18 protein-coding genes are annotated in these 22,349 nt (G+C 61.9%); 11 read left to right on the top strand and 7 right to left on the bottom strand.

Translation table 11 applies throughout. The annotated features are described in order from the left end of the window. Positions 1 to 152: 152 nt before the first annotated feature. Positions 153 to 3,491, top strand: coding sequence for a DEAD/DEAH box helicase (locus AC54AG_RS26210; protein WP_496632235.1), 3,339 nt, complete (start codon positions 153 to 155; stop codon positions 3,489 to 3,491). Positions 3,492 to 3,592: 101 nt separating this feature from the next. Here AC54AG_RS26210 and AC54AG_RS26205 read toward each other — a convergent pair whose 3' ends face one another. Continuing rightward, positions 3,593 to 5,011, bottom strand: coding sequence for a heavy metal sensor histidine kinase (locus tag AC54AG_RS26205; RefSeq protein WP_496632233.1), 1,419 nt, complete (start codon positions 5,009 to 5,011; stop codon positions 3,593 to 3,595). Then, on the bottom strand, positions 5,008 to 5,718 hold the full coding sequence (locus AC54AG_RS26200; protein ID WP_496632231.1) for a heavy metal response regulator transcription factor: 711 nt from the start codon (positions 5,716 to 5,718) through the stop codon (positions 5,008 to 5,010). Before AC54AG_RS26200 ends, AC54AG_RS26205 begins: the two co-directional genes overlap by 4 nt. Before the next feature lie 142 nt (positions 5,719 to 5,860). On the opposite strand from AC54AG_RS26200, the gene AC54AG_RS26195 reads away from it, so the two are divergent. Continuing rightward, positions 5,861 to 6,355 carry a GlcG/HbpS family heme-binding protein gene (locus tag AC54AG_RS26195; protein WP_331779009.1) on the top strand — a complete coding sequence of 165 codons (495 nt, stop codon included), beginning with the start codon at positions 5,861 to 5,863 and terminating at the stop codon, positions 6,353 to 6,355. Positions 6,356 to 6,371: 16 nt separating this feature from the next. Next, positions 6,372 to 6,782, top strand: a complete 411-nt coding sequence (gene uraH / locus AC54AG_RS26190) for a hydroxyisourate hydrolase (protein WP_034754375.1) — start codon at positions 6,372 to 6,374, stop codon at positions 6,780 to 6,782. A gap of 7 nt (positions 6,783 to 6,789) precedes the next feature. Here uraH and AC54AG_RS26185 read toward each other — a convergent pair whose 3' ends face one another. Next, positions 6,790 to 7,488: a glutathione binding-like protein gene (locus AC54AG_RS26185; RefSeq protein ID WP_128140559.1), complete on the bottom strand. Its 699-nt coding sequence runs from the start codon at positions 7,486 to 7,488 to the stop codon at positions 6,790 to 6,792. 178 nt (positions 7,489 to 7,666) lie between these two features. On the opposite strand from AC54AG_RS26185, the gene AC54AG_RS26180 reads away from it, so the two are divergent. Further along, a complete protein-coding gene (locus AC54AG_RS26180; RefSeq protein WP_034754379.1) occupies positions 7,667 to 8,092 on the top strand; it encodes a hypothetical protein in 426 nt (141 codons plus the stop codon). A 4-nt stretch (positions 8,093 to 8,096) separates the two neighbouring features. Here AC54AG_RS26180 and AC54AG_RS26175 read toward each other — a convergent pair whose 3' ends face one another. Continuing rightward, complete coding sequence (locus AC54AG_RS26175) at positions 8,097 to 9,743, bottom strand: methyl-accepting chemotaxis protein (protein WP_496632227.1); 1,647 nt, start codon at positions 9,741 to 9,743, stop codon at positions 8,097 to 8,099. 312 nt (positions 9,744 to 10,055) lie between these two features. Here AC54AG_RS26175 and AC54AG_RS26170 point away from each other — a divergent pair, with 312 nt between their 5' ends. Continuing rightward, a complete protein-coding gene (locus tag AC54AG_RS26170) occupies positions 10,056 to 10,421 on the top strand; it encodes a hypothetical protein (protein WP_046683244.1) in 366 nt (121 codons plus the stop codon). Here the strand turns inward: AC54AG_RS26170 and AC54AG_RS26165 are convergent. Beyond that, positions 10,415 to 10,837 carry a hypothetical protein gene (locus AC54AG_RS26165; RefSeq protein ID WP_496632225.1) on the bottom strand — a complete coding sequence of 141 codons (423 nt, stop codon included), beginning with the start codon at positions 10,835 to 10,837 and terminating at the stop codon, positions 10,415 to 10,417. The two genes, AC54AG_RS26170 and AC54AG_RS26165, sit on opposite strands and share 7 nt — an antisense overlap. 170 nt (positions 10,838 to 11,007) lie before the next feature. On the opposite strand from AC54AG_RS26165, the gene AC54AG_RS26160 reads away from it, so the two are divergent. Continuing rightward, entirely contained in the window at positions 11,008 to 11,850 is an 843-nt protein-coding gene (locus tag AC54AG_RS26160; RefSeq protein WP_254671597.1) for an AraC family transcriptional regulator, read from the top strand. Positions 11,851 to 11,896: 46 nt separating this feature from the next. Here AC54AG_RS26160 and folE read toward each other — a convergent pair whose 3' ends face one another. After that, a complete protein-coding gene (gene folE, locus AC54AG_RS26155; protein ID WP_034754386.1) occupies positions 11,897 to 12,463 on the bottom strand; it encodes a GTP cyclohydrolase I FolE in 567 nt (188 codons plus the stop codon). A 76-nt stretch (positions 12,464 to 12,539) separates the two neighbouring features. Next, positions 12,540 to 13,373 carry an NAD(+) diphosphatase gene (gene nudC / locus AC54AG_RS26150; RefSeq protein WP_070302960.1) on the bottom strand — a complete coding sequence of 278 codons (834 nt, stop codon included), beginning with the start codon at positions 13,371 to 13,373 and terminating at the stop codon, positions 12,540 to 12,542. Positions 13,374 to 13,667: 294 nt separating this feature from the next. Between nudC and AC54AG_RS26145 the strand changes: the two genes are divergently transcribed. From AC54AG_RS26145 to AC54AG_RS26125, 5 genes are all read left to right on the top strand, one after another. Beyond that, the gene (locus AC54AG_RS26145; protein ID WP_070302962.1) at positions 13,668 to 16,001 is read left to right on the top strand and encodes a catecholate siderophore receptor Fiu; all 2,334 of its coding nucleotides are present in this window, start codon (positions 13,668 to 13,670) and stop codon (positions 15,999 to 16,001) included. 383 nt (positions 16,002 to 16,384) lie between these two features. Beyond that, positions 16,385 to 17,698, top strand: a complete 1,314-nt coding sequence (locus AC54AG_RS26140) for a dicarboxylate/amino acid:cation symporter (RefSeq protein WP_034754392.1) — start codon at positions 16,385 to 16,387, stop codon at positions 17,696 to 17,698. Positions 17,699 to 17,806: 108 nt separating this feature from the next. After that, entirely contained in the window at positions 17,807 to 18,799 is a 993-nt protein-coding gene (locus tag AC54AG_RS26135; protein WP_051991521.1) for a porin, read from the top strand. Positions 18,800 to 19,034: 235 nt separating this feature from the next. Next, positions 19,035 to 20,945 carry a sensor histidine kinase gene (locus tag AC54AG_RS26130; protein WP_034754394.1) on the top strand — a complete coding sequence of 637 codons (1,911 nt, stop codon included), beginning with the start codon at positions 19,035 to 19,037 and terminating at the stop codon, positions 20,943 to 20,945. Then, entirely contained in the window at positions 20,938 to 22,281 is a 1,344-nt protein-coding gene (locus AC54AG_RS26125) for a sigma-54-dependent transcriptional regulator (RefSeq protein ID WP_070302966.1), read from the top strand. Before AC54AG_RS26130 ends, AC54AG_RS26125 begins: the two co-directional genes overlap by 8 nt. Positions 22,282 to 22,349: the final 68 nt, after the last annotated feature.

Below are 22,349 nucleotides of genomic sequence, written 5' to 3'. Positions count from 1 at the left end.
GGGAAGGCCAGGCAGGAAGTTGCTGCCTGGCTTTTTTTCGTCTGCCAATACCACTTTTTTTGCCGTAAAGCCCGCGCAATAGACAAAAGTGCAAAACGTGCACCGCGCATACGCTTTACAATCCTCGCTCGCTTTACAAAATATTGGTCATCATGAATCAGGCAGAACAGCAGCGCCTCCTGGCTATCCTGGAGTATTGGCACAAGATCGAATTTTTTATCCCGTTTGACCTGAATCAAATCACGGACGTTGAAGACCAGTCCAGCGTGCGTCTCCTGCACCGCGAACAGCTGGCGCAATTGCCGCCGCAGTTCGCCACGCAATGGCAAGTACCGTCCGACCGCGAGATCGACGGCTTTTCATTGTTCCTCGGCGTGTTCGACAAGGCCGAAATCAACAAGGCTTGTCCGCCAGCCACTGGCACGGAAAACATTGCCGAAACAGAAAAAACAGAGTTGCTTGGACGCTCGTGCTTTGCCCGCCTCAATCTCAATGCGCTGGGCGAGCCGCAGTTCGATCCGGTGTCCGTGTCGACCTTGCCGTGGGCGCTGGGCCGTGCCCGCACGCCGGACTGGTCTGGCCTGAGCCTGGACGCCTTCAGCGACAGCCAGCTGGCGCTGCAGGACAGCCTGCGCAACTTCGCGGCCAGCCGCACGCCACAGCAAGTGACGGACGAGGCCGGCAATGTCTCCTCTCCCCTGTCCGGCATGGAAATCGCGGCCCTGGCCGACCTGCTGCGCGACTGGGCCGGCTTCCACCCGTCCGCCGGCCAGCCGCTGGCCGTGCTGGAATTGCGTACGCGCAAGAAACGCGCAACGGCCACGGAAACCGATGCGCTTGAATCCAGCCAGAACCGCAGCCTGGACTTTGGCGACGCGGTGGAACCGTCGATCGATATCCTCAACAGTTTTTACCTCGATGACCTGGAACAGATCATCCGCGCCTTGCGTGGCGGCAAGTTGCCCGCGACGGTCGCCGCCTACCTGACGCCGCTGGCGCAGGATGAGCGCATCGACCTGTACAGCCCGGCCGGCCGCCAGGCGCTGGCCGCCATGCTCAATCCGGGCAATATGAACCGGGGACACTGGCTGGAAGACGCCAGCTACGCCATGAGCCTGATGCAGCAGTTCGCCATCCACGGCGCGCGCACGGGTTTGAGCGAACGCGGCATCTTTTCCGTCAATGGCCCACCGGGCACGGGCAAGACGACCTTGTTGCGCGAATTGTTCGCCGACAACATCGTGCGCCGGGCCAGCGTGCTGTCCTGCCTCGATCGCGCCGGCGACGCCTTCATCGGCAAGGTGGCCGTGGCCTTCGAAGGCGTGCGCGACCCGATCACCATCGCCCGCTTGCGCCCGGAACTGACGGGCTTTGAAATGGTCGTCGCTTCGTCGAACAATGCAGCCGTGGAAAACATTTCCGGCGACCTGCCAAAACCCAAGCAGCTGGGCAAGGAATGGGCGCGCACGCGCTACTTTGAAAGCGTGGCGCGCCGGGTCGTGGCCGATGGCAATGGCGCCAACCGCGCCCTGGGCGAAGCGGAAGCGCCATGGGGCTTGATGTCCTGCGCGCTGGGCAATAGCGCGAACCGCCGCCGCTTCGTCAGCAATTTCTATGACGACGACTGGGACAAGACCACGGCGCGCAAGACGCCGAATGCGCAAAATATCCGCCAGTGGCTGGCCAGCCACCAGGGCGTGAGCTTCGCCCAAGCCGCGCGCGAATTCCGCGAGACGGAACACGTGGTGGAAAAGGCGCTGGCCGAGCACGCCCAGTACGCGGCCCTGTGGCAAGCCGTGGGCACGTGCACGGAAGCCGACTTCATGCAGGCCAGCCAGCAAGCGCTGATTGCGGCCGAGCAAGAGATGGATGCGGCCAATGGCGCCTTGTCCGGCGCGCTGGCGCAGCAGGACACCCTGCTCGCCAGCAAGAAGGAATTGCTGGAAGAGGAACGCCTGGTGGCGCTGACGCAGCCCGGCTTCTTTGCCCGCCTGTTCCGCACGGCACCGGCGCGCGCCTACAAGGATGCCGTCGTCGCCAACGCCGAAGCGCAGCGCCAGGCCGCGCGCGACGTGTCCGCCATCAAGCTGCTGCTGAAAGGCGAGCTGGAGCCGCGCTGCGAACGCGCGCGCAACAGCCTGCACATCGCCCTGCGCACGGCGCAATCGCGCCAGCGCGAATGGGATGACAGCACGGAACTGCTGCGCCGCGCGCGCATGCGCTTCCCCACCATCGCCGCACCGGCAACCCTGGACGAGCTGGACGGCGACGCGCTGCAAATTGGCGGCCTGTGGCATGAACCGGCCCTGGCGCGCCTGCGCTCGCGCCTGTTCGCCAAGGCTCTGGCCCTGCACGAGGCATGGCTGGCGGAAGTGGCAAAGAAAGGCGGTCCCGGCTTTGGCGGCAACTTGCTGGCCGTGTCGAAATTGCTGAAAAATAAGCGCGCCTATGACCAGTCGCACATCGCCATGGTCTGGCACAGCCTGTTCATGGTCGTGCCCGTCGTGTCGACAACGTTTGCCTCGTTCGCGCGCCAGTTCCAGGGCATGGGTCCCGAATCGCTGGGCTGGCTGTTCATCGACGAGGCGGGCCAGGCCGTGCCGCAAGCGGCGCTGGGCAGCCTGTGGCGTGCCAAGCGCGCCGTCGTCGTGGGCGACCCGCTGCAGATCGAACCCGTGTTCACGGTGCCGGGCCGCCTCGTGCAAACCTTGTCCGCCCTGTCGCCGCACACGCAGGATGGCAGTTACGCGCCGACTTCCGTTTCCGTGCAGACTCTGGCGGACAAGGCCAACCGCTATGGTGCGACTGTCGGCGCCAATAGCGCGCAGCCCCTGTGGATCGGCAGCCCCCTGCGCGTGCACCGCCGCTGCGTGGAACCGATGTTTTCGCTGGCCAACGCCATCGCCTATGAAGACAAGATGGTCTACGGGCTAGCCGAGCGCACGCCGCCGGCCGGCGCGCGGGGACTCACGCGTGGCCCCAGCTGCTGGATCGACGCCGCCGGTCCTGTCAGCTACAAGCAGGTCGTGCCCGTGCAACTCGATTTCGTGCTGGAAGTGCTGCTGAAGCTGTATCGCCGCGACGGCAAGTTGCCCGACATGTACGTGATCACGCCGTTCAAGGCCGTGCGCAACGAATTGCGCTCGCGCATCGTCGACATGGACTGGGACCGCCGCCTCGGCTACGGCAAGGCGCCGACGGCGCGCGAATTGCGCCAGTGGAGCAGCCAGATGGTGGGCACCGTGCATACCTTCCAAGGCAAGGAGCAAAGCGTGGTGATGCTGGTCCTCGGCGCCGATGACAGCACGGCCGGTGCCGCCCAGTGGGCGGCAGCCACGCCGAACTTGCTCAACGTGGCCCTCACGCGCGCGCAGCACCATGTGTACATCGTCGGCAACCCGCTGCTGTGGGGCCAATTGCCGCATTTCGCGCCCGCGTGTGCGCAGTTGCCGCATACGGGCATGCATGAGTTTTTGGTGGAGATGGGTTGACGGCCCCATGACCATGCTTTACGGCGTAGGTCGGATTAGGTCCGCAGGACCGTAATCCGACAATATGGTTGGCGCGTGATGTCGGATTACGCGCTTGCGCGCTAATCCGACCTACAGTCCTCGAGCGGAAACACTAAAGTAAACGTCGTGGCGGCCGCGTCCGATGCCACGGTCGCGCTGCCGCCATGCAACTGCATGATGGCCGTGACGATGGCCAGCCCTAAGCCTGTGGAAGCGGCCGAGTCGCTGCGGGCCGGGTCGGCGCGGTAGAAACGCTCGAACAAATGGGGCAAGTGGCGCGCGGGGATGGCGGAGCCGAGGTTGCTTACGCTCAGTTCCACACCCTCGTTCGTCGCATGCGAACGCAGCAGTATCGTGCTGCCGGGCGCCGCGTGGCGGATGGCGTTCGACAGCAAATTGCCGAGCGCACGGCGCAGCAGTTGCGGCTCGGCCGTCACCGTGCCGCTGCCGTGGCAAGCCAGCGCCAGCTCGCGCTCTTCGGCCAGTCCCTCAAAGAAATCGGCCAGGCGCAAAAACTCGTCCTGCACGGGCAAGACTTGCTTGACGAGTACCATTTCATCCTGCTGCGCACGGGCCAAAAACAGCATGCTGTCGATCATGCGCGACAGCCGTTCCAGCTCCTCCACATTCGATGACACCAGCTGTTCATACTCGTGCGCGCTGCGCGGGCGGGCCAGCATCACCTGGCTTTGCCCCAGCAGATTGGTGACGGGCGTGCGGAATTCATGCGCCAGGTCGGCGGAAAATTGCGACAGCCGCGCATAGCCTTCCTGCAGCCGCGCCAGCATGGCGTTCAGGGCCTGGATCAGCGGCAAGAGTTCCGTCGGCGCGCCGCGCGCATCGAGTTGCTGCTCCAGCTTGCCCGGCCGCACGAGGGCCGCATGGGCGGCGATATTGCGCAGCGGCCGCAGCCCCCGCAGCAGCATCAGGCTCGCCAACAGTGCCGCCACCAGCGCGCTGACGGCCACCGAGACGACGATCTGCCAACGGTAGGCGGCGAACATGGCCGTGCGGTCGCCGTATACCCTGGCGACGGAGATGTCCGCCATCTGCGCCGGGTCGCCGATGCGCGCGCTGGCCGCCACCACGCGTGCTGGATAACCGTCGCGGCTGGTCCAGCTGACGATATCGTTGTTTGTCACGGGCGCATCGACGGCCACGGGCACAGGATGCGCCACCGTCTCGCCGTTCGGATTGACATCGATCAAACGCGTGCCATCGGCGCGCACGATGCGCACCAGCGAGTTCTCTTGCCCGCTCATGGTGTCGCGGAAATACTGGGGCCGCTCGCGGATGATGTCGAGGGTACCCGCATTGCCCAGCAGCTGCTGGATCTGCCGCAGTTTCCCCAGCAATAAAATATCGTCGCGGCGCTCGATTTCCGCGACAAATGAACGGTACAAATGCATGCCCAGCCCGGCCGACACGAGCGCCACGATCAGTACGAAGACGAGCGTGACGCGCAGGGTCAGCGAGCGGCGAAGTTGCGCCAATTTCATGCGGGCGCGCCACTGTCAGGGACCGTGGGAGAGCGCAATTCGCAGACATAGCCCATGCCCCGCAAAGTGTGGATCAGCTTGGGTTCGAACGGGTCGTCGAGCTTGCTGCGCAGGCGGCGGATGGCCGCGTCGATGACGTTGGTGTCGCTCTCGAAATTGATGTCCCACACTTGCGAGGCGATGATGGAGCGCGACAGCACCTCGCCCTGGCGCCGCGCCAATAAATGCAGCAAGCCGAATTCCTTGGCCGTCAGGGTGATGCGCTGGCCTTGCCGGCTCACCTTGCGTTTCATCACGTCGATTTCCATGTCGCCGATCCGGATGACGTCGTCTTCGCGCGGCGGCCCGCGCCGCAGCAGGGTGCGGATGCGCGCCACCAATTCGGCAAACGCGAACGGTTTCACCAGGTAATCGTCGGCGCCCAGTTCCAGCCCTTTGACCCGGTCCTGTACTTCGTCGCGCGCCGTGAGGAAAATCACGGGCACCTCGGCGCCCCCCTCCTGCAGCCGCAGCGCGCGCAAGACTTGCCAGCCATCCATGATGGGCAGCATCACGTCGAGCACGATGAGATCGGGCGCCTCGCTGCTGGCCATATGCAGGCCGTCGCGGCCATTGCGCGCCAGGCTCACCGTAAAGCCGGACTCGGCCAGGCCACGCAGCAGATAGTCGCCCGTCTTCGGTTCGTCTTCAATGACCAGGATGCGCATGGGTAGGGGCTTTCTTGTGGGAAGTTGAACCATTTTACGCCGCGTGCAAACCGCTGCGGATGATAAAAATGTCATGCGGCGATCATCTTCTCGTAGGGCAACACTGGCCATACTGGCGTCACTTTACTCAACGGACAGCCACATGAAAACCCTGTTACTCGGCAGTACCCTGCTGTGCCTGCTGGCCAGCCCAGCGCACGCTCAATTGCGCAAGGTCGATGACCTCTCGCTGGCGGCGGCCAACAAGCTGGCCGATGCTGCCATGGCCGCATGCCAGGCGCAAGGACGGCACATCGTCGTCACCGTGCTCGATCGTGGCGGCAATATTGTCGCTGTGCAGCGCGCCGATGGCGTCGGGCCGCACAACACGGATGCGAGCCGGCGCAAGGCCTACACGGCCCTGTCCACCAAGAATGATACCCAGGCGCTGGCCGTGGCCGCACGCGGCAATCCCGACATGGCCAATTTGACGACCGTGCCGGAACTGTTGCTGCTGGGCGGCGGCCTGCCCTTGCGAAGCAAGGGCGAAGTAGTCGGCGCCATCGGCGTGGCCGGTGGCGGTGGCGCCCTGCAAGACCGGGCCTGCGCCCATGCCGCCCTGGCCGCCATCCCTGAACTCGATTCCCCTACCCTTTAAACTGAAAGATACGACGATGAGCACACTGAAACAAATCACCGCCGCCCTGGCCTTCGCCAGCCTGTCCAGCATGGCCCTGGCCGCCGCCAATCCCTTGAGCGTGCACATCCTCGACTTGCAGAGCGGCCAGCCGACGGCGGGCGTGACGGTCACCCTGGAGCAAAAGAACGGTGAAGGCTGGCAACAACTGGGCAGTGCCGTGACGAATGCGCAGGGGCGCATCGCGGCCATGTATCCGGTGGATGCGCCCATGCAGGCGGGCGATTACCGCATCGTGTTCAAGACAGGCGAGCACTATGCGCGCCTGAAACAGGAAACTTTTTTCCCGGAAATCCCCGTGCAATTCCACGTAGAAAAGACTGACCAGCACTATCACATTCCGCTGCTGCTCAGCCCTTTCGGCTTTTCCACGTACCGGGGCAATTAACCGTTGCTCAAGCCACCGTCTTCGCCGTCTGGCCGAAGAGCACGCTTTTCGCATCGCCGCTGACGGTCGGCTGCACATTGATTTCTGCCGCCCGCGCATACGCGCGCACGGTGGCGGGACGGGCGGCAATGGCCGCGAACCAGCGCGCCAGATGCGGGAAATCTTCCAGCTTCTGGCGCTGGCGTTCGTGCGGCACGATCCACGGGTAGATCGCCATGTCGGCGATGGAATAGCTGTCACCGGCCACGAATGCACGGTCCGCCAAGCGCTTGTTCAGCACGCCGTATAGCCGGTTCGTTTCGTTGACGTAGCGCGTGATGGCGTAGTCGATCGGTTCGGGCGCATATTGCACGAAATGGTGGTTTTGCCCGGCCATGGGGCCAAGGCCGCCCATTTGCCAGAACAGCCATTGCATGACTTCGGCACGCCCCCGCACGTCGGCCGGCAGGAATTGCCCGCTTTTCTCGGCCAGGTATTGCAAAATCGCGCCAGACTCGAACAGCGACAGCGGCGCGCCGCCATCTTCCGGCGCCTGGTCGACGATGGCGGGAATGCGGTTATTCGGCGCGATGGCGAGAAACTCGGGCTTGAACTGCTCGCCCTTGCCGATATGCACGGGAATGAGGTTGTAGGGGATGCCCGCTTCTTCCAGGAACATCGTCACTTTGTGCCCGTTGGGCGTGGTCCAGTAATACAGGTCGATCATCGTGGTCTTTCCAGGTAGATAAGTAGGGGCAGGCGAACTTGGCATAACTATTGTCGCGCCGCAACTGATATGCATGGATATAATGCCACGTAAGCGAAAAACAAGGCGGCGCAAGCACCCACTAGCGCCGTCACGCAGGCATCCCGACATTCCCGAGCACAAACAAAGAAAGCCGACCATGCGCAAACTCCTGATCGTCACGCTGTCCGTCCTGCTGTCAGGCTGTGTCCAGGACTTCGCCATCTACATGTTCGATGGGCAAGACCATTCCCTGACCGTGCGCCGCCAGCAACGTTATTTTTGGCAAGATACCGTGGAGGTGCAGCTGATGGCGACCAATCTGCCGCAATGCCAGCGCTTGCATACCCTGTCCACGGATGCGCCGGCCGACATCACCGTCGAGCTGTTCGCGGCCGGCGATGGCCTGTGGAATATCCGCATGGGCAAGCAGTTGTGGCAGGCGGAAACGAATACCTGCAATGAGCTGACGGAAATGGAAAACGACCCGAAAGCCGACCTGGGCCAGCCGGTCGGGCAATTCGTGGTCGTCGATGACAAGCTGGAATTCGAACCGGCGCCGCCAGCGGCGGCACCAGCCCAGTAGAACCCTAGCGCGCCGCCAGGCTGCGCAGCGGCTTTTTCGCCGCGGCGCGCGGTGCGACAGCCGAAGTGGCCGCCAGGCGCGGCGACGTGCCCGGCTCCTGCGCCGACAGTTTGAAGCGCGCCACCAGTTGCGCCAGCACGGCCGCCTGGTCCTGCATGCTCGACGCCGCTGCCGCCGCCTCTTCCACCAGTGCCGCATTTTGCTGCGTCACGCTATCCATCTCCGTGATCGCCTGGTTGACGTGGCCGATGCCCGTGCTTTGCTCGTGCGAGGCGGCCGTGATGTCGGCCATGATGTCGGTCACGCGCGAGACGGAAGCGACTACCTGATCCATGGTCGTGCCCGCCTGTGCGACAAGCGTGCTGCCGGCCGCGATGCTGTCGACGGAAGCGCCGATCAGTTCCTTGATTTCCTTCGCTGCGCCAGCCGAGCGTTGGGCCAGATTGCGCACCTCGCTGGCCACGACGGCAAAGCCGCGGCCCTGTTCGCCGGCGCGCGCCGCTTCCACAGCCGCGTTCAAGGCCAGGATATTCGTCTGGAAGGCGATGCCGTCGATGACGCCGATGATGTCGACGATCTTGCGCGACGAAGCGTTGATGGTGTCCATGGTACCGATCACTTGCGCCACCACGGCGCCGCCCTGGCGGGCCACGGCGGAAGCGGACTGCGCCAACTCATTTGCCTGCACGGCGTTGCCCGCGTTTTGTGTCACGGTCGAGGTCAATTCCTCCATCGAGGCAGCCGTTTCTTCCAGCGAACTGGCTTGCATTTCCGTGCGCGCCGACAAGTCCATATTGCCGCTGGCGATCTCGCTCGACGCCGTGGCGATCGTCTCGGCGCTATGGCGGATTTCGCTGATCGCATCGACCAGGTTGGTTTGCATGGTTTTCATCGCGTACAGCACGCTGTGGCGATCGTTGGCATGCGTGCGCACGACGCCGCTCAAATCGTTATTCGCGATCTTTTCCGCCACGTCGGCCGCATACTCGGGATCGCCGCCCAGCGCATGGCGCAAGCTGCGATTGATCACCACGACGACGGCGGCCAGCAAGCCGCACACGAGCACCAGCACGCCCAGCGAGGTCAGCAGCGACTGGCGGAAGGCCGCGTCGATATCGTCCATGTACACGCCCACCACCAGGGTCCAGGCCCATGGCTTGTAGGCCGCCACGCGGCTCATCTTCGGTTCGGGGGTCTTCTGGCCGGGACGGGGGAAATAATAATGAACGAAGCCCTTGCCCGTATCGCTCTTGCCGACAGCCACGATGTCGCGGTACAGATAGGTGCCGTTGGCATCCTTAAAATCCGACATGTTCTTGCCATCGGTTTGCGGCGCGGCAGGATTCATCACGACGACGGCGTCGAGGTTGATGATGGACAAATAACCGGTCTCGCCGAAACGCATGCTCTTGATGACGGCCGTGGCCTGCTTTTGCGCTTCTTCCTTCGTCAAGGCGCCGCTGGCGGCCAGGTCGCCGAACATCTTGACGGCGCCCAGGCCCAGGTCGGCGGCATTGCTCAGGTCGGCGCTGCGCTCTTCGATGCGGATCTTGCGCACTTCCAGGGCGTTATAGACAAAAATAACGGTGATGCACAACAGGCTGCAAATCAGGGGAATCCATAACTTCTGCTGGAACGTCAATTTCTTCATGCTGTGTCTCCAACTATCTATTTGCGGCGGTGGGGCGTGGCCCGCTTCCTGCTCGACAGGCCAGGAATGCGGCGGCGACGATGCTCTGGCGGCACCGTTCAGACGACACCAGCATACGCTCGAAATACCGGTATTTACAATGCCGGGAGGCAATGATTTTTGCTTGGTGTTGTTAATGCGTTGCGACAATTGATGAGAATTGATGCTGCATTGCAGTAAAAAAGCATGCAGATAGGGGCGGCAAGGCAGGCGGGGGTGGCGTGCCTGTGTCAAAATGCACGCCGGATATAAGATGAATCACGAAAGCACAGCATGACCAAGAATGAAGCCATGAAACGCATCAACGACCGCCTGGGCAAACCCACCTTGACGGACAAGAACACGCATTTTGCCAGCGTCGCCAGCTATGGCACGGACGAAGGCTGGTGGCTGAAGATCCCCTTCCTGACCTTCAAGCAGGAATTGCATTTTATTCTCAACAATGAGAAAACGAAAAGTTTCCAACACCTGAAAATCGGCGCCAACCAGATCCTCAGCCCCGGCATGAAGTTTCGCAGCACGGGCGGCGCGGCCGACGCCTTCATGTCGGCCTCGGCGCCGAAGCGCCTGGTCGACTTGCTCGACGGCGGCAGCAAGTACAACTTCACCAAGCATTTTATTAACGATTATCGTTACTGATGCGCGGCCGTGCCGCCGTCAACTGGCGGCAGCCACGCCTTGATCAAATGCTGGGCGATGTCGAGCGCGTCGTCGCGGCTGGTGCCGAAATGCAGGGGATAACCCCAGAACTTGCCGAACATCACGGCAAAGGCCTTGCCCGCCAGACGCTTGGCGGCGCTCGGTTCGACCAGCACCATGCCCTGGATATACGCGCGGATGGCCGCCTTGTTCTGCTTCATCCAGAGTGACGCCCGCTTGCGCTCTTCCTGCGGGTGTTCGTGCCCATCCTCGTCAAAGCCTTCCTCGCTGAGAATGACAAACGCCTGGCGGCGCGCCAGCAGCGCGTCAAACTGGGCAAACAGCATATCGGGCTGGGCAGGCGCTGCCTCGCGGCGCATCCAGACGAGGGGAAAAGTGGATAGATCAAGCTGCATGGTGATGACTCCTTCAAGGGGTTGCCGTTCCTCCTTACCTTCATCAGAACACTGGCGGCGGCGGTTGCCGTTGAAGCGGGGCTGCGGATCTCCATACAATACCGTTGGCGGTACCGCGCGTCATTGCATAAAATAGCCACAATATTATTCAATCCAGCCAGAATCCACCCATGTCCCATCCATTGCAGCCCAACATGCTCACCACCGAGCTGGGCCTTGACGCCAGCGCCTCCCTCATGGATTTCGACGTCGATGGCGTGTTGCGCCCGCTGCTGGCCGTGGGCCTGGCCAGCGTGCCCGAGGAGGCCGAGCAGGCACCGCACCAGCACCGCAAGGGGCAGTTGCTGTATGCCACGCGCGGCGTGATTCATTGCGAGGTGGACAGCGGCGTGTGGATCGTGCCGCCCCAGTGCGCCGTGTGGATACCGGGCGGCCTGATGCATTCCGCGCAGGGCGTGGGCGAGGCCCAATGTTATTGCCTGTTTGTCGAACCGGCCATGGCGCCGGCCTTGCCCACCGTCTGCTGTACCGTGGCCGTCTCGCCCCTGCTGCGCGAACTGATCGCCAAGGCGGCCGGTTTTCCTACCCTGGCCGCGCTGCATGGCGCGCAGGAACGCCTGGTGTTCACCCTGCTCGACGAACTGGCGGCCGCGCCCGTGGAAGACTTGCATCTGCCGATGCCGCGCGATGCGCGTTTGCGCCGCCTGGCCGCCCTGCTGCTGGCGCAGCCCGCCGATAAAAGCACCCTGGCCGAGTGGGCCGGCCGCATCGGCATGAGCGAGCGCAGCATGACCCGGCAGTCACTGGAGGAATTGGGCATGAGCGTGGGCCGCTGGCGCCGGCAATTGCACGTCATCCTGGCCTTGCGACGGCTGGCGCAAGGCCACAGCGTAAAAGCGGTGGCGCTGGAACTCGGTTATGAAAATACCAGCGGTTTCGTCACCATGTTCCGCAAGGCGGCGGGCAAGCCGCCAGCGCGCTACCTGGCGGAACGGGAATCGGGAAGAGCATAAAAAAAGGCGGCATCTGCCGCCTTCGTCACGCATCATCGCCGAACAATCAGCTTTCGCGCGCCAGTGCCAGAAATTCCGTACGCAGCGCCAGGTTCGGCTGCATCTCGCCCAGCATGGCCGAGGTGATGGTTTCTTCGCCCGGCGTACGGATGCCGCGGCTTTCCATGCACAGGTGGCGGCAGCGTACGACCACGCCCACCGATTTCGGTTCCAGCACTTCCATCAGGGCATTGGCGATCTGCATCGTCATGCGTTCCTGCACTTGCAGGCGCTTGGAGAAACAATCGACGAGGCGCGTCAGTTTCGACAGGCCGACGATCTTGCCGTTTGGCACGTAACCGATGGTGGCCTTGCCGAAGAACGGCGCCAGATGGTGTTCGCAATGGCTGTAGACGGGAATCCCGCGCACGACGATGAGCTCGTTGTACTGTTCCGCGCCATCTTCAAACGCTTTCAGCAAGTCCACCGGATCCTGGCCATAGCCGGACGTCCAGTGCTTCCACGCCTTGGCCACGCGTGCCGGCGTTTCCAGCAAGCCAGGACGCTGCGGATCTTCACCAAAGCTGCTGATCAGCCGGCGCCAGTCGTTTTCGGAGAATTCTTCTTGAGACATGCTACACCACCCTAAAATTTTCAATTGCCGCCAGTATATAGAAAATGCGGCAGGCTGCCCGAGCAGCCCCGGCTTTCTATGCCGTTGGCGGACGGTGGGCGCCCACCAGCAACGCGGAAATCGACACGCTCGAACTCGCCTCCGGCCACGCATCGCCGGGGCCGAACCAGCGCGCCTCGGCGATCTCGTTCTCGTCGAGGCGGATCTCGCCGTCGAGGTAATCGGCCGTAAACGCGATCATCAGCGAATGGGGAAACGGCCAGGACTGGCTCATGAAGTACTGCAGATTGTGCACGCGCAAGCCCACCTCTTCCATCACTTCGCGGTGCACGGCTTCCTCGATCGATTCACCCGCTTCCAGGAAACCGGCCAGCGGGCTGAAACGCTGCGATGGCGAGTGCTTGTGCATGGCCAGCAACACCTGTTCGCCCTTGCGGATGAGCACCATCATGGCCGGCGAAATGCGCGGATACGCGAGCATGCCGCAGGCGGCGCAGGTGAAACAGCGTTCGCCGCGCGTGCGCTGCATGGGCGTGGCGCACACGCCGCAATGGCGGTGCGTGCGCGCCCACTCGGCCAGTTGCACGGCGCGGCTGGCCAAGCCCAGGAAAGCATCGTCGACGGCATTGAACAGCGAGCGCATGCCGTGCCAGGCCAGGCCGGCACCCGGCGGCAACTCTTCGTCGGCCCAGACCGTCTGGCAATAGCGGCCCTGCCACCAGCCCACGGGCTGTGCGCGGCTCAGATCGATATCGTACGCGGCTACCTCGGCGGCCGTGGGCAAGGTCAGCTCTGGCGTACGCAACAACAAACGCCCGCGGTGAAAGACAAACGTCAGCGTATCCGTGGCGGCCGGGGCCGGTTCGGGCGCATCGATCAGGGGGACAAAGGCATCGGGAGTCTGCAGCATTCTGAAAGGAAATTTGTAAAGGTTGCTCATCATACTCCCGCCGGCGGACGCTTGCGCGCATAGCAGCGGCCGGGCCGCAAAGCAAGCATTCATCAGCCATGACAGTGTTTTTTTTGCGGCACGCCCAATCCGTTGCGTAAATGATACTGATAACGATTCTCATTTACGAAATAGCGCCCAGTTATTACAATACGGCCTATTCCGTCTCCATCGCCAGCCACTTGCCCGCGTGCCCAAGCACTGCGGCGCAGAGCCAGCCAGGAACCACTACCCTGACCTTTTCGAAAGAGCAAGATGGCAATCAAGAGCCGCAAACACGCCCCCACCCGTTTCAACCAGCACATCGGCGCCGCCCTGGCCGTGATGCTGCTGCCCGTTGCCGCCCAGGCGGCCGACCCGGCCGGCCAAAGCGCGCCCGCATCGCAGCAAACCCTGAACGAAATCAAGGTCGTGGGCTCCAAGGAAAATGATTTCAAGGCAGAAAAAGCCTCGTCGCCGAAATACACGGAAGAACTGGTCAATACGCCGCAAACCATCGTCGTGATCAAAAAGGAATTGATCGAGCAGCAAGGTGCGCTGACCCTGACGGACGCGCTGCGCAACACGCCAGGCGTGGGTACTTTTTTCCTCGGTGAAAACGGCAACACGAACACGGGCGACGCCGTCTACATGCGCGGTTTCGATTCGTCGGGCAGCATCTATGTCGATGGCGTGCGCGACGTGGGCTCCATCTCGCGCGACGTCTTCAACATCGAACAGATCGACGTATTGAAGGGCCCGGCGGGCACGGACAGCGGCCGCGGTTCGCCGACCGGCTCGATCAACCTGGTCAGCAAGACGGCTACCATGGAAAACAAATTCAATTCGCTGCTGACAGTGGGCAGCGGCAAGCAGAAACGCGCCACGGCCGACTGGAACCGCGTTCTCGACAGCGATACCGGCACGGCATTGCGCCTGAACCTGATGACGCAGGACAGCGGCGATCCGGCGCGCGACGAAGTCAAGAACAAGCGCTGGGCCTTCGCGCCCACCGTCACCTTCGGCATCGGCAAACCGACGCGCATCACGGCCAGCTACCTGCATGTGGATCAGGACAACGTACCCGACGGCGGCGTGCCGACCATCGGCTTGCCTGGCTACTCGACGCCGGACACCATCACGAAGACAAACCCGGTCATCCGCACTTTCCTGAACGGCGCGGCCAAGGTCGATCCGAAGAATTTCTACGGCTCCACTGCGGACTACAACAAGGTCAAGGCCGATATGGGCACCTTGCGCATCGACCATGATTTCTCGCCAACCTTGCAAATCCAGAACACCACGCGCTATGGCAAGACCCAGCAGGACTACCTGCTGACGGCCTTCATGGGCAGCACCGTCAACCTGAAGACACCGGTCGCCACCGATCCGTCGACCTGGACCATGGCGCGCTCGTTGCGCACCGTGAAAGACCAGGAAAACACGATCCTGACCAACCAGACCGTGGTCAGCGCACAATTCGACACTGGCGTGCTGAAGCACTCCGTGGTGGCCGGCGCCGAGTTCACCAGCGAAAAACAGACCAACTACAGCTATGTGCCCGCCAGCCTGGGCACTTTGCAGGATGCCAATCTGTACAACCCGAACCCGCGTGACACCGTCACCGGCCATAACCCCGTACGCAGCGGCGCCTTCACCGAAGGCGAAGTCAATACGCAAAGCCTGTACGTGTTCGACACCATCAAGTTCGGCGACAAGTGGCTGTTCAACGGCGGCGTGCGTTTCGACCATTTCAACACCACGTATGATGCCGTCGCTCTGCAAGGGGCCGTGACTGCGCCCGCAGTACAGCCCTTGCCCGTCGGCACGCCGATTCCGACGCATCTGACCCTGAGCGACACCTTGGCCAACGGCAAGATCTCGGCCATGTACAAGCCAACGCCGGACAGCAGCGTGTACGCCTTGCTGGCCACGTCGAAAGCGCCGCCGGGCGTCAACTTCGCCTTGAGCGCGGGCGCCAACAGCGCGCAAAATCCAAAATATGACCCGCAGGAAACCATTACCAAGGAAATCGGTACCAAGTGGGACTTCCTGAAACAAAAACTGTCGTTCTCGGCCGCCGTCTACCAGACCACCGTCAAGAATGAAGTGGAACAAGATCCTGTGATCCCGACCATTTATTACCAGACCGGCAAGAAACGCGTGGAAGGCCTGGAACTGGGCGTGGTGGGCGAGATCATGCCGAACTGGCTGGTCAGCGCCGGCTACACGCGCATGAATACCAAGGTCGAGTCGGGCAAGGTCGTCACGGCCAGCGGCGTCAACAACCTCAGCTACACGCCTAAACAGGCGTTCACCAGCTGGACCTCGTACACCCTGCCATTCGGCCTGAAGATCGGCGGCGGCGCGCGTTACGTGGGTGAAATGCTGCGCGGCACCGATGGCGCCGTCGGCACGCCGGCACGCGTGGATGCCTACTGGGTCTTCGATGCCATGGCAAGCTACACCGTCAACAAGAACCTCGACCTGCAGTTGAATGCCTACAATCTGGCCGACAAGACCTATGTGGCGGCCATCAACAAGTCCGGCTTCCGCTACACGCCAGGCCAGCCCCGTTCGTTCAGTCTGATGGCCAATATCAAGTTCTAACATCAATAGAACACGCATTACGTAACATCGGCCCCTCTTCGGAGGGGCTTTTTTATTGTCCTGATAATCTTGCCTTTTTGACGCACTGCCGCCCTGCCGCGACTAGCGTATGAAAAGTCATACAGCGATGGCCCGCCGCGTCCAATATTTCGCGCAAGCACGCGAAGTTGCAACATCCTAACAACAAAAAAGCTTCCTTAAATCAACAACTTAAGAAGTTATGCGCCAAATCCCAATTTCAGGCATATCCTTTGCTATGTACAGGTTTTGCTGCAAATAATCGCTAGCACGCAAGGGCTTGTTTTTGAGAAATATTGACTCCAAGCTTGAGTTGCTCGCTATCAATAATCCGCTCACAGCGGCGTTTCACCGGAGGAGTCAAAATGAAAAAGAAACGGCCATTAACCCTGTACATCCTGATTGCCATGGTCCTCGGCATTATTGTCGGCTATGGATGCAACACCGCTTTCCCTGATGCCAAGCTCAGCGCTCAGATCGCTGGCAATATTTCCATCGTCACCGACGTCTTCCTGCGCCTGATCAAGATGATCATTGCGCTGCTGGTGTTCTCGACCCTGACGGTCGGTATCGCCCACATGGGCGACGGCAAGACGGCCGGCCGCATCGGCCTGAAAGCCATGTGCTGGTTCGTCGTTGCCTCGCTGGTTTCGCTGGCGCTGGGCATGGTGCTGTCGAACCTGATGCAGCTGGGTACCAACCTGGGCTTGCCATTGCCGGACGTACACGCTTCGACGAATTTGAAAACGGCCGCCTTCACCTTGAAAGACTTCTTCACGCACCTGGTGCCGAAGTCGCCGATCGAGGCCATGGCCAACAATGAAATCCTGCAAGTGCTGGTGTTCTCGATCTTCTTCGGCGGCGCACTGGCCGGCCTGGGCGAATCGGGCAAGACCCTGACGGCCGTCGTCGATCAGCTGGCGCAAGTCATGCTGCGCATCACCGGCACCATCATGAACCTGGCCCCACTGGCCGTGTTCGCCGCGATGGCTTCCGTCATCACCACGCACGGCCTGGGCGTGCTGGTCACGTTTGCCAAGTTCATGGGTGGCTTCTACCTGGGCCTGATGTGCCTGTGGGCACTGCTGATCGGCGCCGGCTTCGTCGTCATCGGCCCGCGCGTCTTCAAACTGGTCGGCCTGATCCGCGAACCGTTCCTGCTGGCGTTCTCGACAGCCAGCTCGGAAGCGGCCTATCCAAAACTGCTGACGGCGCTCGACCAGTTCGGCGTGGACCGCAAGATTTCCAGCTTCGTGCTGCCGATGGGCTACTCCTTCAACCTCGATGGTTCGATGATGTACTGCACCTTTGCCGTGCTGTTCATCGCGCAAGCCTACGGTATCGACCTGTCGATCGGCACGCAGATCACCATGCTGCTGCTGCTGATGCTGACCTCGAAAGGCATGGCCGGCGTACCGCGCGCCTCGCTGGTGGTGATTGCCGCTACCCTGAACCAGTTCAATATTCCGGAAGCGGGCTTGCTGCTGCTGATGGGCGTCGACCAATTCCTCGACATGGGCCGTTCGGCCACCAACGCGGTCGGCAATGCCGTCGCCACGGCTGTCGTCGCCAAGTGGGAAGGTGGCCTGGCCACCGAGGAAGAAGCCGCCGCGGCCAACGCGGCCAGCCAGAACACGGAAAGCCATTGGGGCGAAGCGGATCACGCTAGCAAAGCCTGATAGCGCCATGGCCCGCCACAAGCGGGCCATTTATTTGTTGTCGATGTTGAGTAACAAGCAGTCAGGTAGTGCGATCAGTAGTCATTCCAACTTATTAGAGAGATTTTCATGAAAAAAGTCCTGTTTACCCTGCTGACCCTCGGCGCAGCCTCCACCGGCGCCATGGCCCAATCGAGCGTGACCATGTATGGCGTGGCTGACGCCGGCCTGGTGTTCGACAAGGATGCGTCCGGAGACCGCCTGAACCGCGTCGCTTCCGGCGTCGCTTCGGGCTCGCGCATCGGCTTCAAGGGCAAGGAAGACCTCGGTGGTGGCCTGGCCGCCACCTTCGTGCTGGAAAGCGGTTTCAATATCGATACCGGTACCTCGGGCCAGGGCGGCCGGCTGTTCGGCCGCCAGGCGTATGTGGGCCTGACCGGCAGCGCCGGCGCCCTCACCCTGGGCCGCCAATATACGCCGTACTACCTGGCCCTGCGCGACGTGGCCGATCCGTTTGTCATCGGCCTGGCCGGCACGGCATCGAACATTATGGCGACGAATTATCGCATCGACAACATGGTGCAATACAGCACGCCGACCTGGAGCAAGCTGTCGGCCGACCTGGCGTATGGCTTTGGCGAAGTGGCAGGCGACAATGCGAAAAACCGCAGCATGGGCGGCGCCGTGCATTACATCGACGGTCCGCTGAACGTGACCCTGACGCACCACCGCCAGGAAAATGCGCTGGCGACCCAGCAAACGCGCAACACCCTGCTGGCCACGCGCTACGACTTTGGCGTGGTGCAAGGTAACTTCGGCTACGCCGACAACCGTGCCCTCGACGACAGCAAGAGCAACGACATCCTCGTCGGCTTCAGCGCCCCGTTCGGCGCCACCAAGCTGGTCGCGTCGTACATCCGCCACAACGACAAGAGCAATGCCAACCGTGACGCCCAGCAGTGGGCCATCGGCGCCTTCTATGCACTGTCCAAGCGCAGCGACCTGTACACAGGTTACGGCCACATCAGCAACAAGAACGGCGCTACCTACAAGGTTGGCAATGCCACGGACGATGGCACCGGCAACAGCGGTTTCAACCTCGGCATGCGCCACACGTTCTAAGGACGTCGGCCAAAATCTACTGCGCGGCGCGCTTTGCGGCCGGCGATGCTCACCGTACTAAAGTACGGTTGCGCTTCTCGGCCACAAATCACTGCCGCTCGCTACGATTTTGTCGGACGTTGAGATGTCCGTAAAATAGAAGTGTGGGCCGCCGGATGCATATCCGGCGGCTTTTTCTTTTTACGCAATATTTAAATGCGATACTGTGGGTTCTTGCAAGTTGGCAGCTGATTTTATGAATAGCAGTACTACCAAACCCTCCCTTTCCTGGCGCCAGCGCCTGTCGCAACGGTCGGGCCGCGAAACGCTGGCCTGGGGCGTGGTGCTGGCCGCCTGCCTGGCCACCGTCTGGCTCGTGTATTTCTGGACCGAACGCATCGCCATCGGCAAGCTGCAGGCCAGCGGCGCGCAGCGCCTCGAGGTGTATGTCAGCAGCCTGGAAAATGCGCTGGAAAAATACGACTTCCTGCCCAAGACGCTGGAGCTGAACCGCGACGTGATCCGCCTGCTGCAGCACCCGGAAGATCCGGTCCTCGTCGATACGGTCAATCATTACCTCGAGCAGATGAATGCCCAGGCGAAATCGTCGACGATTTTCATCAGCAACCTCGATGGCAACACGCGGGCCGCCAGCAACTGGCAGCAGCCCGACAGCTTTATTGGCGACAATATCTCGTTCCGCCCCTACGCCCAGGATGCGCTGCGCGGCACGCCGGGCCGCTTCTATGGCGTCGGCACGACACGGCTGGAACCCGGTTACTTCTTTGCCCACGGCATCTACCAGAATGGCCACATGCTGGGCCTGGCAACGGTAAAGGTGAACCTGGAAACCCTGGAAAAACGCTGGGTGCAGGGCGCCGACAAGGTCATGCTGGCCGACGAGCACGGCGTGATCTTTCTCAGTTCCATGGCGGACTGGAAGTACAAGACCCTGGCGCCGCTGTCGCCCGCCATCGTCGAAGAACTCAACCGCACGCGCCAGTATTATTCGAAGCAGTTGGCCGCCATCCCTTTCGTTTCCGACCGCCAACTGGGCAATGGCGCCCGCGTGATCAGCGTGCGCGAGCAGGAACACGCCGACACGCCGCCGAAGATCAGTTCGAGCGTCATGACGCAGATCAAGCTCAAATCACCGCAAGGCTGGACTTTCATTTATTTGTCCGACCTGGCGCAGGCCAAGGCCAGCGCGCGCGCGGCGGCCGCCTTCTCGTGCGTGCTGCTGGGCTTTTTCATGCTGCTGTTCTTTTACCTGCGCCAGCGCCGCGCGGCCGTGGCGCAAAAATTGCGCGCCCGCGAAGATCTGCAACATGCCTATGACAACCTGGAAGCCATGGTCGAGGAACGCACGTCGGAACTCAATGCCATGACGCAAAGCCTGAGCCAGGAAATCGAGGTGCGCAGCAAGGCCGAGCAAAAGCTGCACATCACGCAAAATGAACTGTTCCAGGCCGGCAAGATGGCCGTGCTGGGGCAAATGTCGGCCAGCATCACGCATGAGCTGAACCAGCCGCTGACGGCGCTGCGCACCATGTCCGACAATGCCGTCATCCTGCTCGAGCGGGGACGGCTCGACGACGCGCGGCGCAATCTGGCGAAGATATCGCAAATTGCGGCCAGGATGGGGACCATTACGGGACAATTGAAGATTTTTGCACGCAAGTCGACAACCAGCCTGACCTCCGTGTCGATCCCCACGGCCATCAGCAATGCCCTGTTCCTCGTCGAACGCCGCCTGCAGGTGGAAAATGTGCGTTTTACCTTGCAACTGCCGCCCGAAGACATCTTCGCCATGTGCGAAAGCAACCGCCTGGAACAGGTGCTGGTGAATCTGTACGCGAATGCGCTCGACGCCATGAATGGCAGCGACGTGCGCAGCCTGCGCGTGTCCGTCGAATGCACGCCCGAACACGTACTGATCCATGTGGCCGACACGGGCCCGGGCCTGTCGACGGAAGTGTATGAACACCTGTTCGAACCGTTCTTCACGACAAAACCGCAAGGCTTGGGACTGGGCCTGGGACTGGCCATTTCCGAACAGATCACGCGCCAGTTCGGCGGCGTGCTGCGCGCCGAAAACGCCCCCGGCGGCGGCGCCATCTTCACCATCGAACTACAGATAGCAACGCAGGAGGAAAAACATGTTTGACGGCTTGAAGGTCTTGCTGGTCGAAGACGACCCCACCGTACGCGAAGGCAGCGAGCAGGCTTTACAGCTGGCCGGCCTGGACGTGCTGGCCTTTCACTCGGCCGAGCTGGCCTATAAACTGCTGACGCCCGATTTCCCCGGCATCGTCGTGAGCGACGTGCGCCTGCCCGGCATGAGCGGCCTGGAATTGCTGCAGGCGGTCAAGACGCTCGATGCCAACCTGCCCGTGATCCTCGTCACGGGCCATGGCGACATCACGATGGCCGTGCACGCCATGCGCACGGGCGCCTACGATTTCATCGAAAAACCGTATTCGTCCGACCAGCTGGTCGACGTCATCCTGCGCGCGCTGGAAACCCGCCGCCTGACCCTGGAAGTGCACAGCCTGCGCCGCCAGCTCGAGGACGGCGGCGGCATTGAAGCGCGGCTATTGGGCAATTCCGTGGCGATGCGCGACATACGGCGCTTGATACTAGACGTTGCCGACGAACCGGCCGACGTGCTGATCTATGGCGACACAGGCACGGGCAAGGAAATGGTGGCCCGCTGCCTGCACGACTTCAGCCACCGCCGCAAGCACAACTTTGTCGCCGTCAACTGCGGTGCTATTCCCGAAAGCATTTTTGAGAGCGAAGTCTTCGGCCACGAACCGGGCGCGTTTACGGGTGCGGCGAAGCGGCAGGTGGGCAAGATCGAGCACGCGGACCAGGGCACTTTTTTCCTCGACGAAATCGAATCGCTGCCCTTGTCGCTGCAAGTGAAATTGCTGCGCGTGCTGCAGGAACGCTATATCGAGCGGCTCGGCTCGAACGTGCCCACGCCCGTCGACGTGCGCGTCATCGCGGCGGCCAAGCTGGACCTGGAAGACTTGTCGCAGCAGCAGAAATTCCGCAGCGACCTGTACTACCGCTTGAACCTAATCGTGCTGCACCTGCCGCCGCTGCGCGAACGGCGCGAGGATATTCCCATCCTGTTCGAACACTTCGTGCTGGCCGCCGCCGCCCGCTACAACCGCGCCGCGCCCGTCGTTTCCAGCGCGCAGATGCGCAACCTGATGGCCCATTCCTGGCCCGGCAATGTACGCGAACTGCGTAATATCGCCGACCGCTTCGTGCTGGGCATCGCCGGTGGCGCATCGAGTCTGCTGGCGAGCGGCCAGGCCAGCCCCTTGTCGCTGGCGGAACAGGTGAACGGCTTCGAACGCGCGCTGATCGAGCAGGAACTGCGCGCATATGCGGGTAATGTCAGCGAAGTGAGCGCGGTGCTCGGCTTGCCGAAACAAACCCTGTATCACAAGATGCAGAAATACAACCTCGTGGCGGAAGAGTTCCGCTAGGGAGCGACACAGTGGCAGGCTTGTCAAAAAGAGCAGAAATATATTGCCATAGGGTATATATTATTTCC

The sequence above is a fragment of the Janthinobacterium sp. BCJ23 genome, from assembly GCF_059617945.1.
The sequence above is the reverse complement of the archived record's forward strand: the minus strand, read 5'-3'. Positions and strand labels throughout refer to the sequence as shown.

Coding starts and splice junctions, on each gene's coding strand:
- AC54AG_RS26210 (WP_496632235.1), top strand. CDS start 153: ATGAATCAGGCAGAACAGCAGCGCCTCCTGGCTATCCTGGAGTATTGG.
- AC54AG_RS26205 (WP_496632233.1), bottom strand. CDS start 5,011: ATGAAATTGGCGCAACTTCGCCGCTCGCTGACCCTGCGCGTCACGCTC.
- AC54AG_RS26200 (WP_496632231.1), bottom strand. CDS start 5,718: ATGCGCATCCTGGTCATTGAAGACGAACCGAAGACGGGCGACTATCTG.
- AC54AG_RS26195 (WP_331779009.1), top strand. CDS start 5,861: ATGAAAACCCTGTTACTCGGCAGTACCCTGCTGTGCCTGCTGGCCAGC.
- uraH (WP_034754375.1), top strand. CDS start 6,372: ATGAGCACACTGAAACAAATCACCGCCGCCCTGGCCTTCGCCAGCCTG.
- AC54AG_RS26185 (WP_128140559.1), bottom strand. CDS start 7,488: ATGATCGACCTGTATTACTGGACCACGCCCAACGGGCACAAAGTGACG.
- AC54AG_RS26180 (WP_034754379.1), top strand. CDS start 7,667: ATGCGCAAACTCCTGATCGTCACGCTGTCCGTCCTGCTGTCAGGCTGT.
- AC54AG_RS26175 (WP_496632227.1), bottom strand. CDS start 9,743: ATGAAGAAATTGACGTTCCAGCAGAAGTTATGGATTCCCCTGATTTGC.
- AC54AG_RS26170 (WP_046683244.1), top strand. CDS start 10,056: ATGACCAAGAATGAAGCCATGAAACGCATCAACGACCGCCTGGGCAAA.
- AC54AG_RS26165 (WP_496632225.1), bottom strand. CDS start 10,837: ATGCAGCTTGATCTATCCACTTTTCCCCTCGTCTGGATGCGCCGCGAG.
- AC54AG_RS26160 (WP_254671597.1), top strand. CDS start 11,008: ATGTCCCATCCATTGCAGCCCAACATGCTCACCACCGAGCTGGGCCTT.
- folE (WP_034754386.1), bottom strand. CDS start 12,463: ATGTCTCAAGAAGAATTCTCCGAAAACGACTGGCGCCGGCTGATCAGC.
- nudC (WP_070302960.1), bottom strand. CDS start 13,373: ATGCTGCAGACTCCCGATGCCTTTGTCCCCCTGATCGATGCGCCCGAA.
- AC54AG_RS26145 (WP_070302962.1), top strand. CDS start 13,668: ATGGCAATCAAGAGCCGCAAACACGCCCCCACCCGTTTCAACCAGCAC.
- AC54AG_RS26140 (WP_034754392.1), top strand. CDS start 16,385: ATGAAAAAGAAACGGCCATTAACCCTGTACATCCTGATTGCCATGGTC.
- AC54AG_RS26135 (WP_051991521.1), top strand. CDS start 17,807: ATGAAAAAAGTCCTGTTTACCCTGCTGACCCTCGGCGCAGCCTCCACC.
- AC54AG_RS26130 (WP_034754394.1), top strand. CDS start 19,035: ATGAATAGCAGTACTACCAAACCCTCCCTTTCCTGGCGCCAGCGCCTG.
- AC54AG_RS26125 (WP_070302966.1), top strand. CDS start 20,938: ATGTTTGACGGCTTGAAGGTCTTGCTGGTCGAAGACGACCCCACCGTA.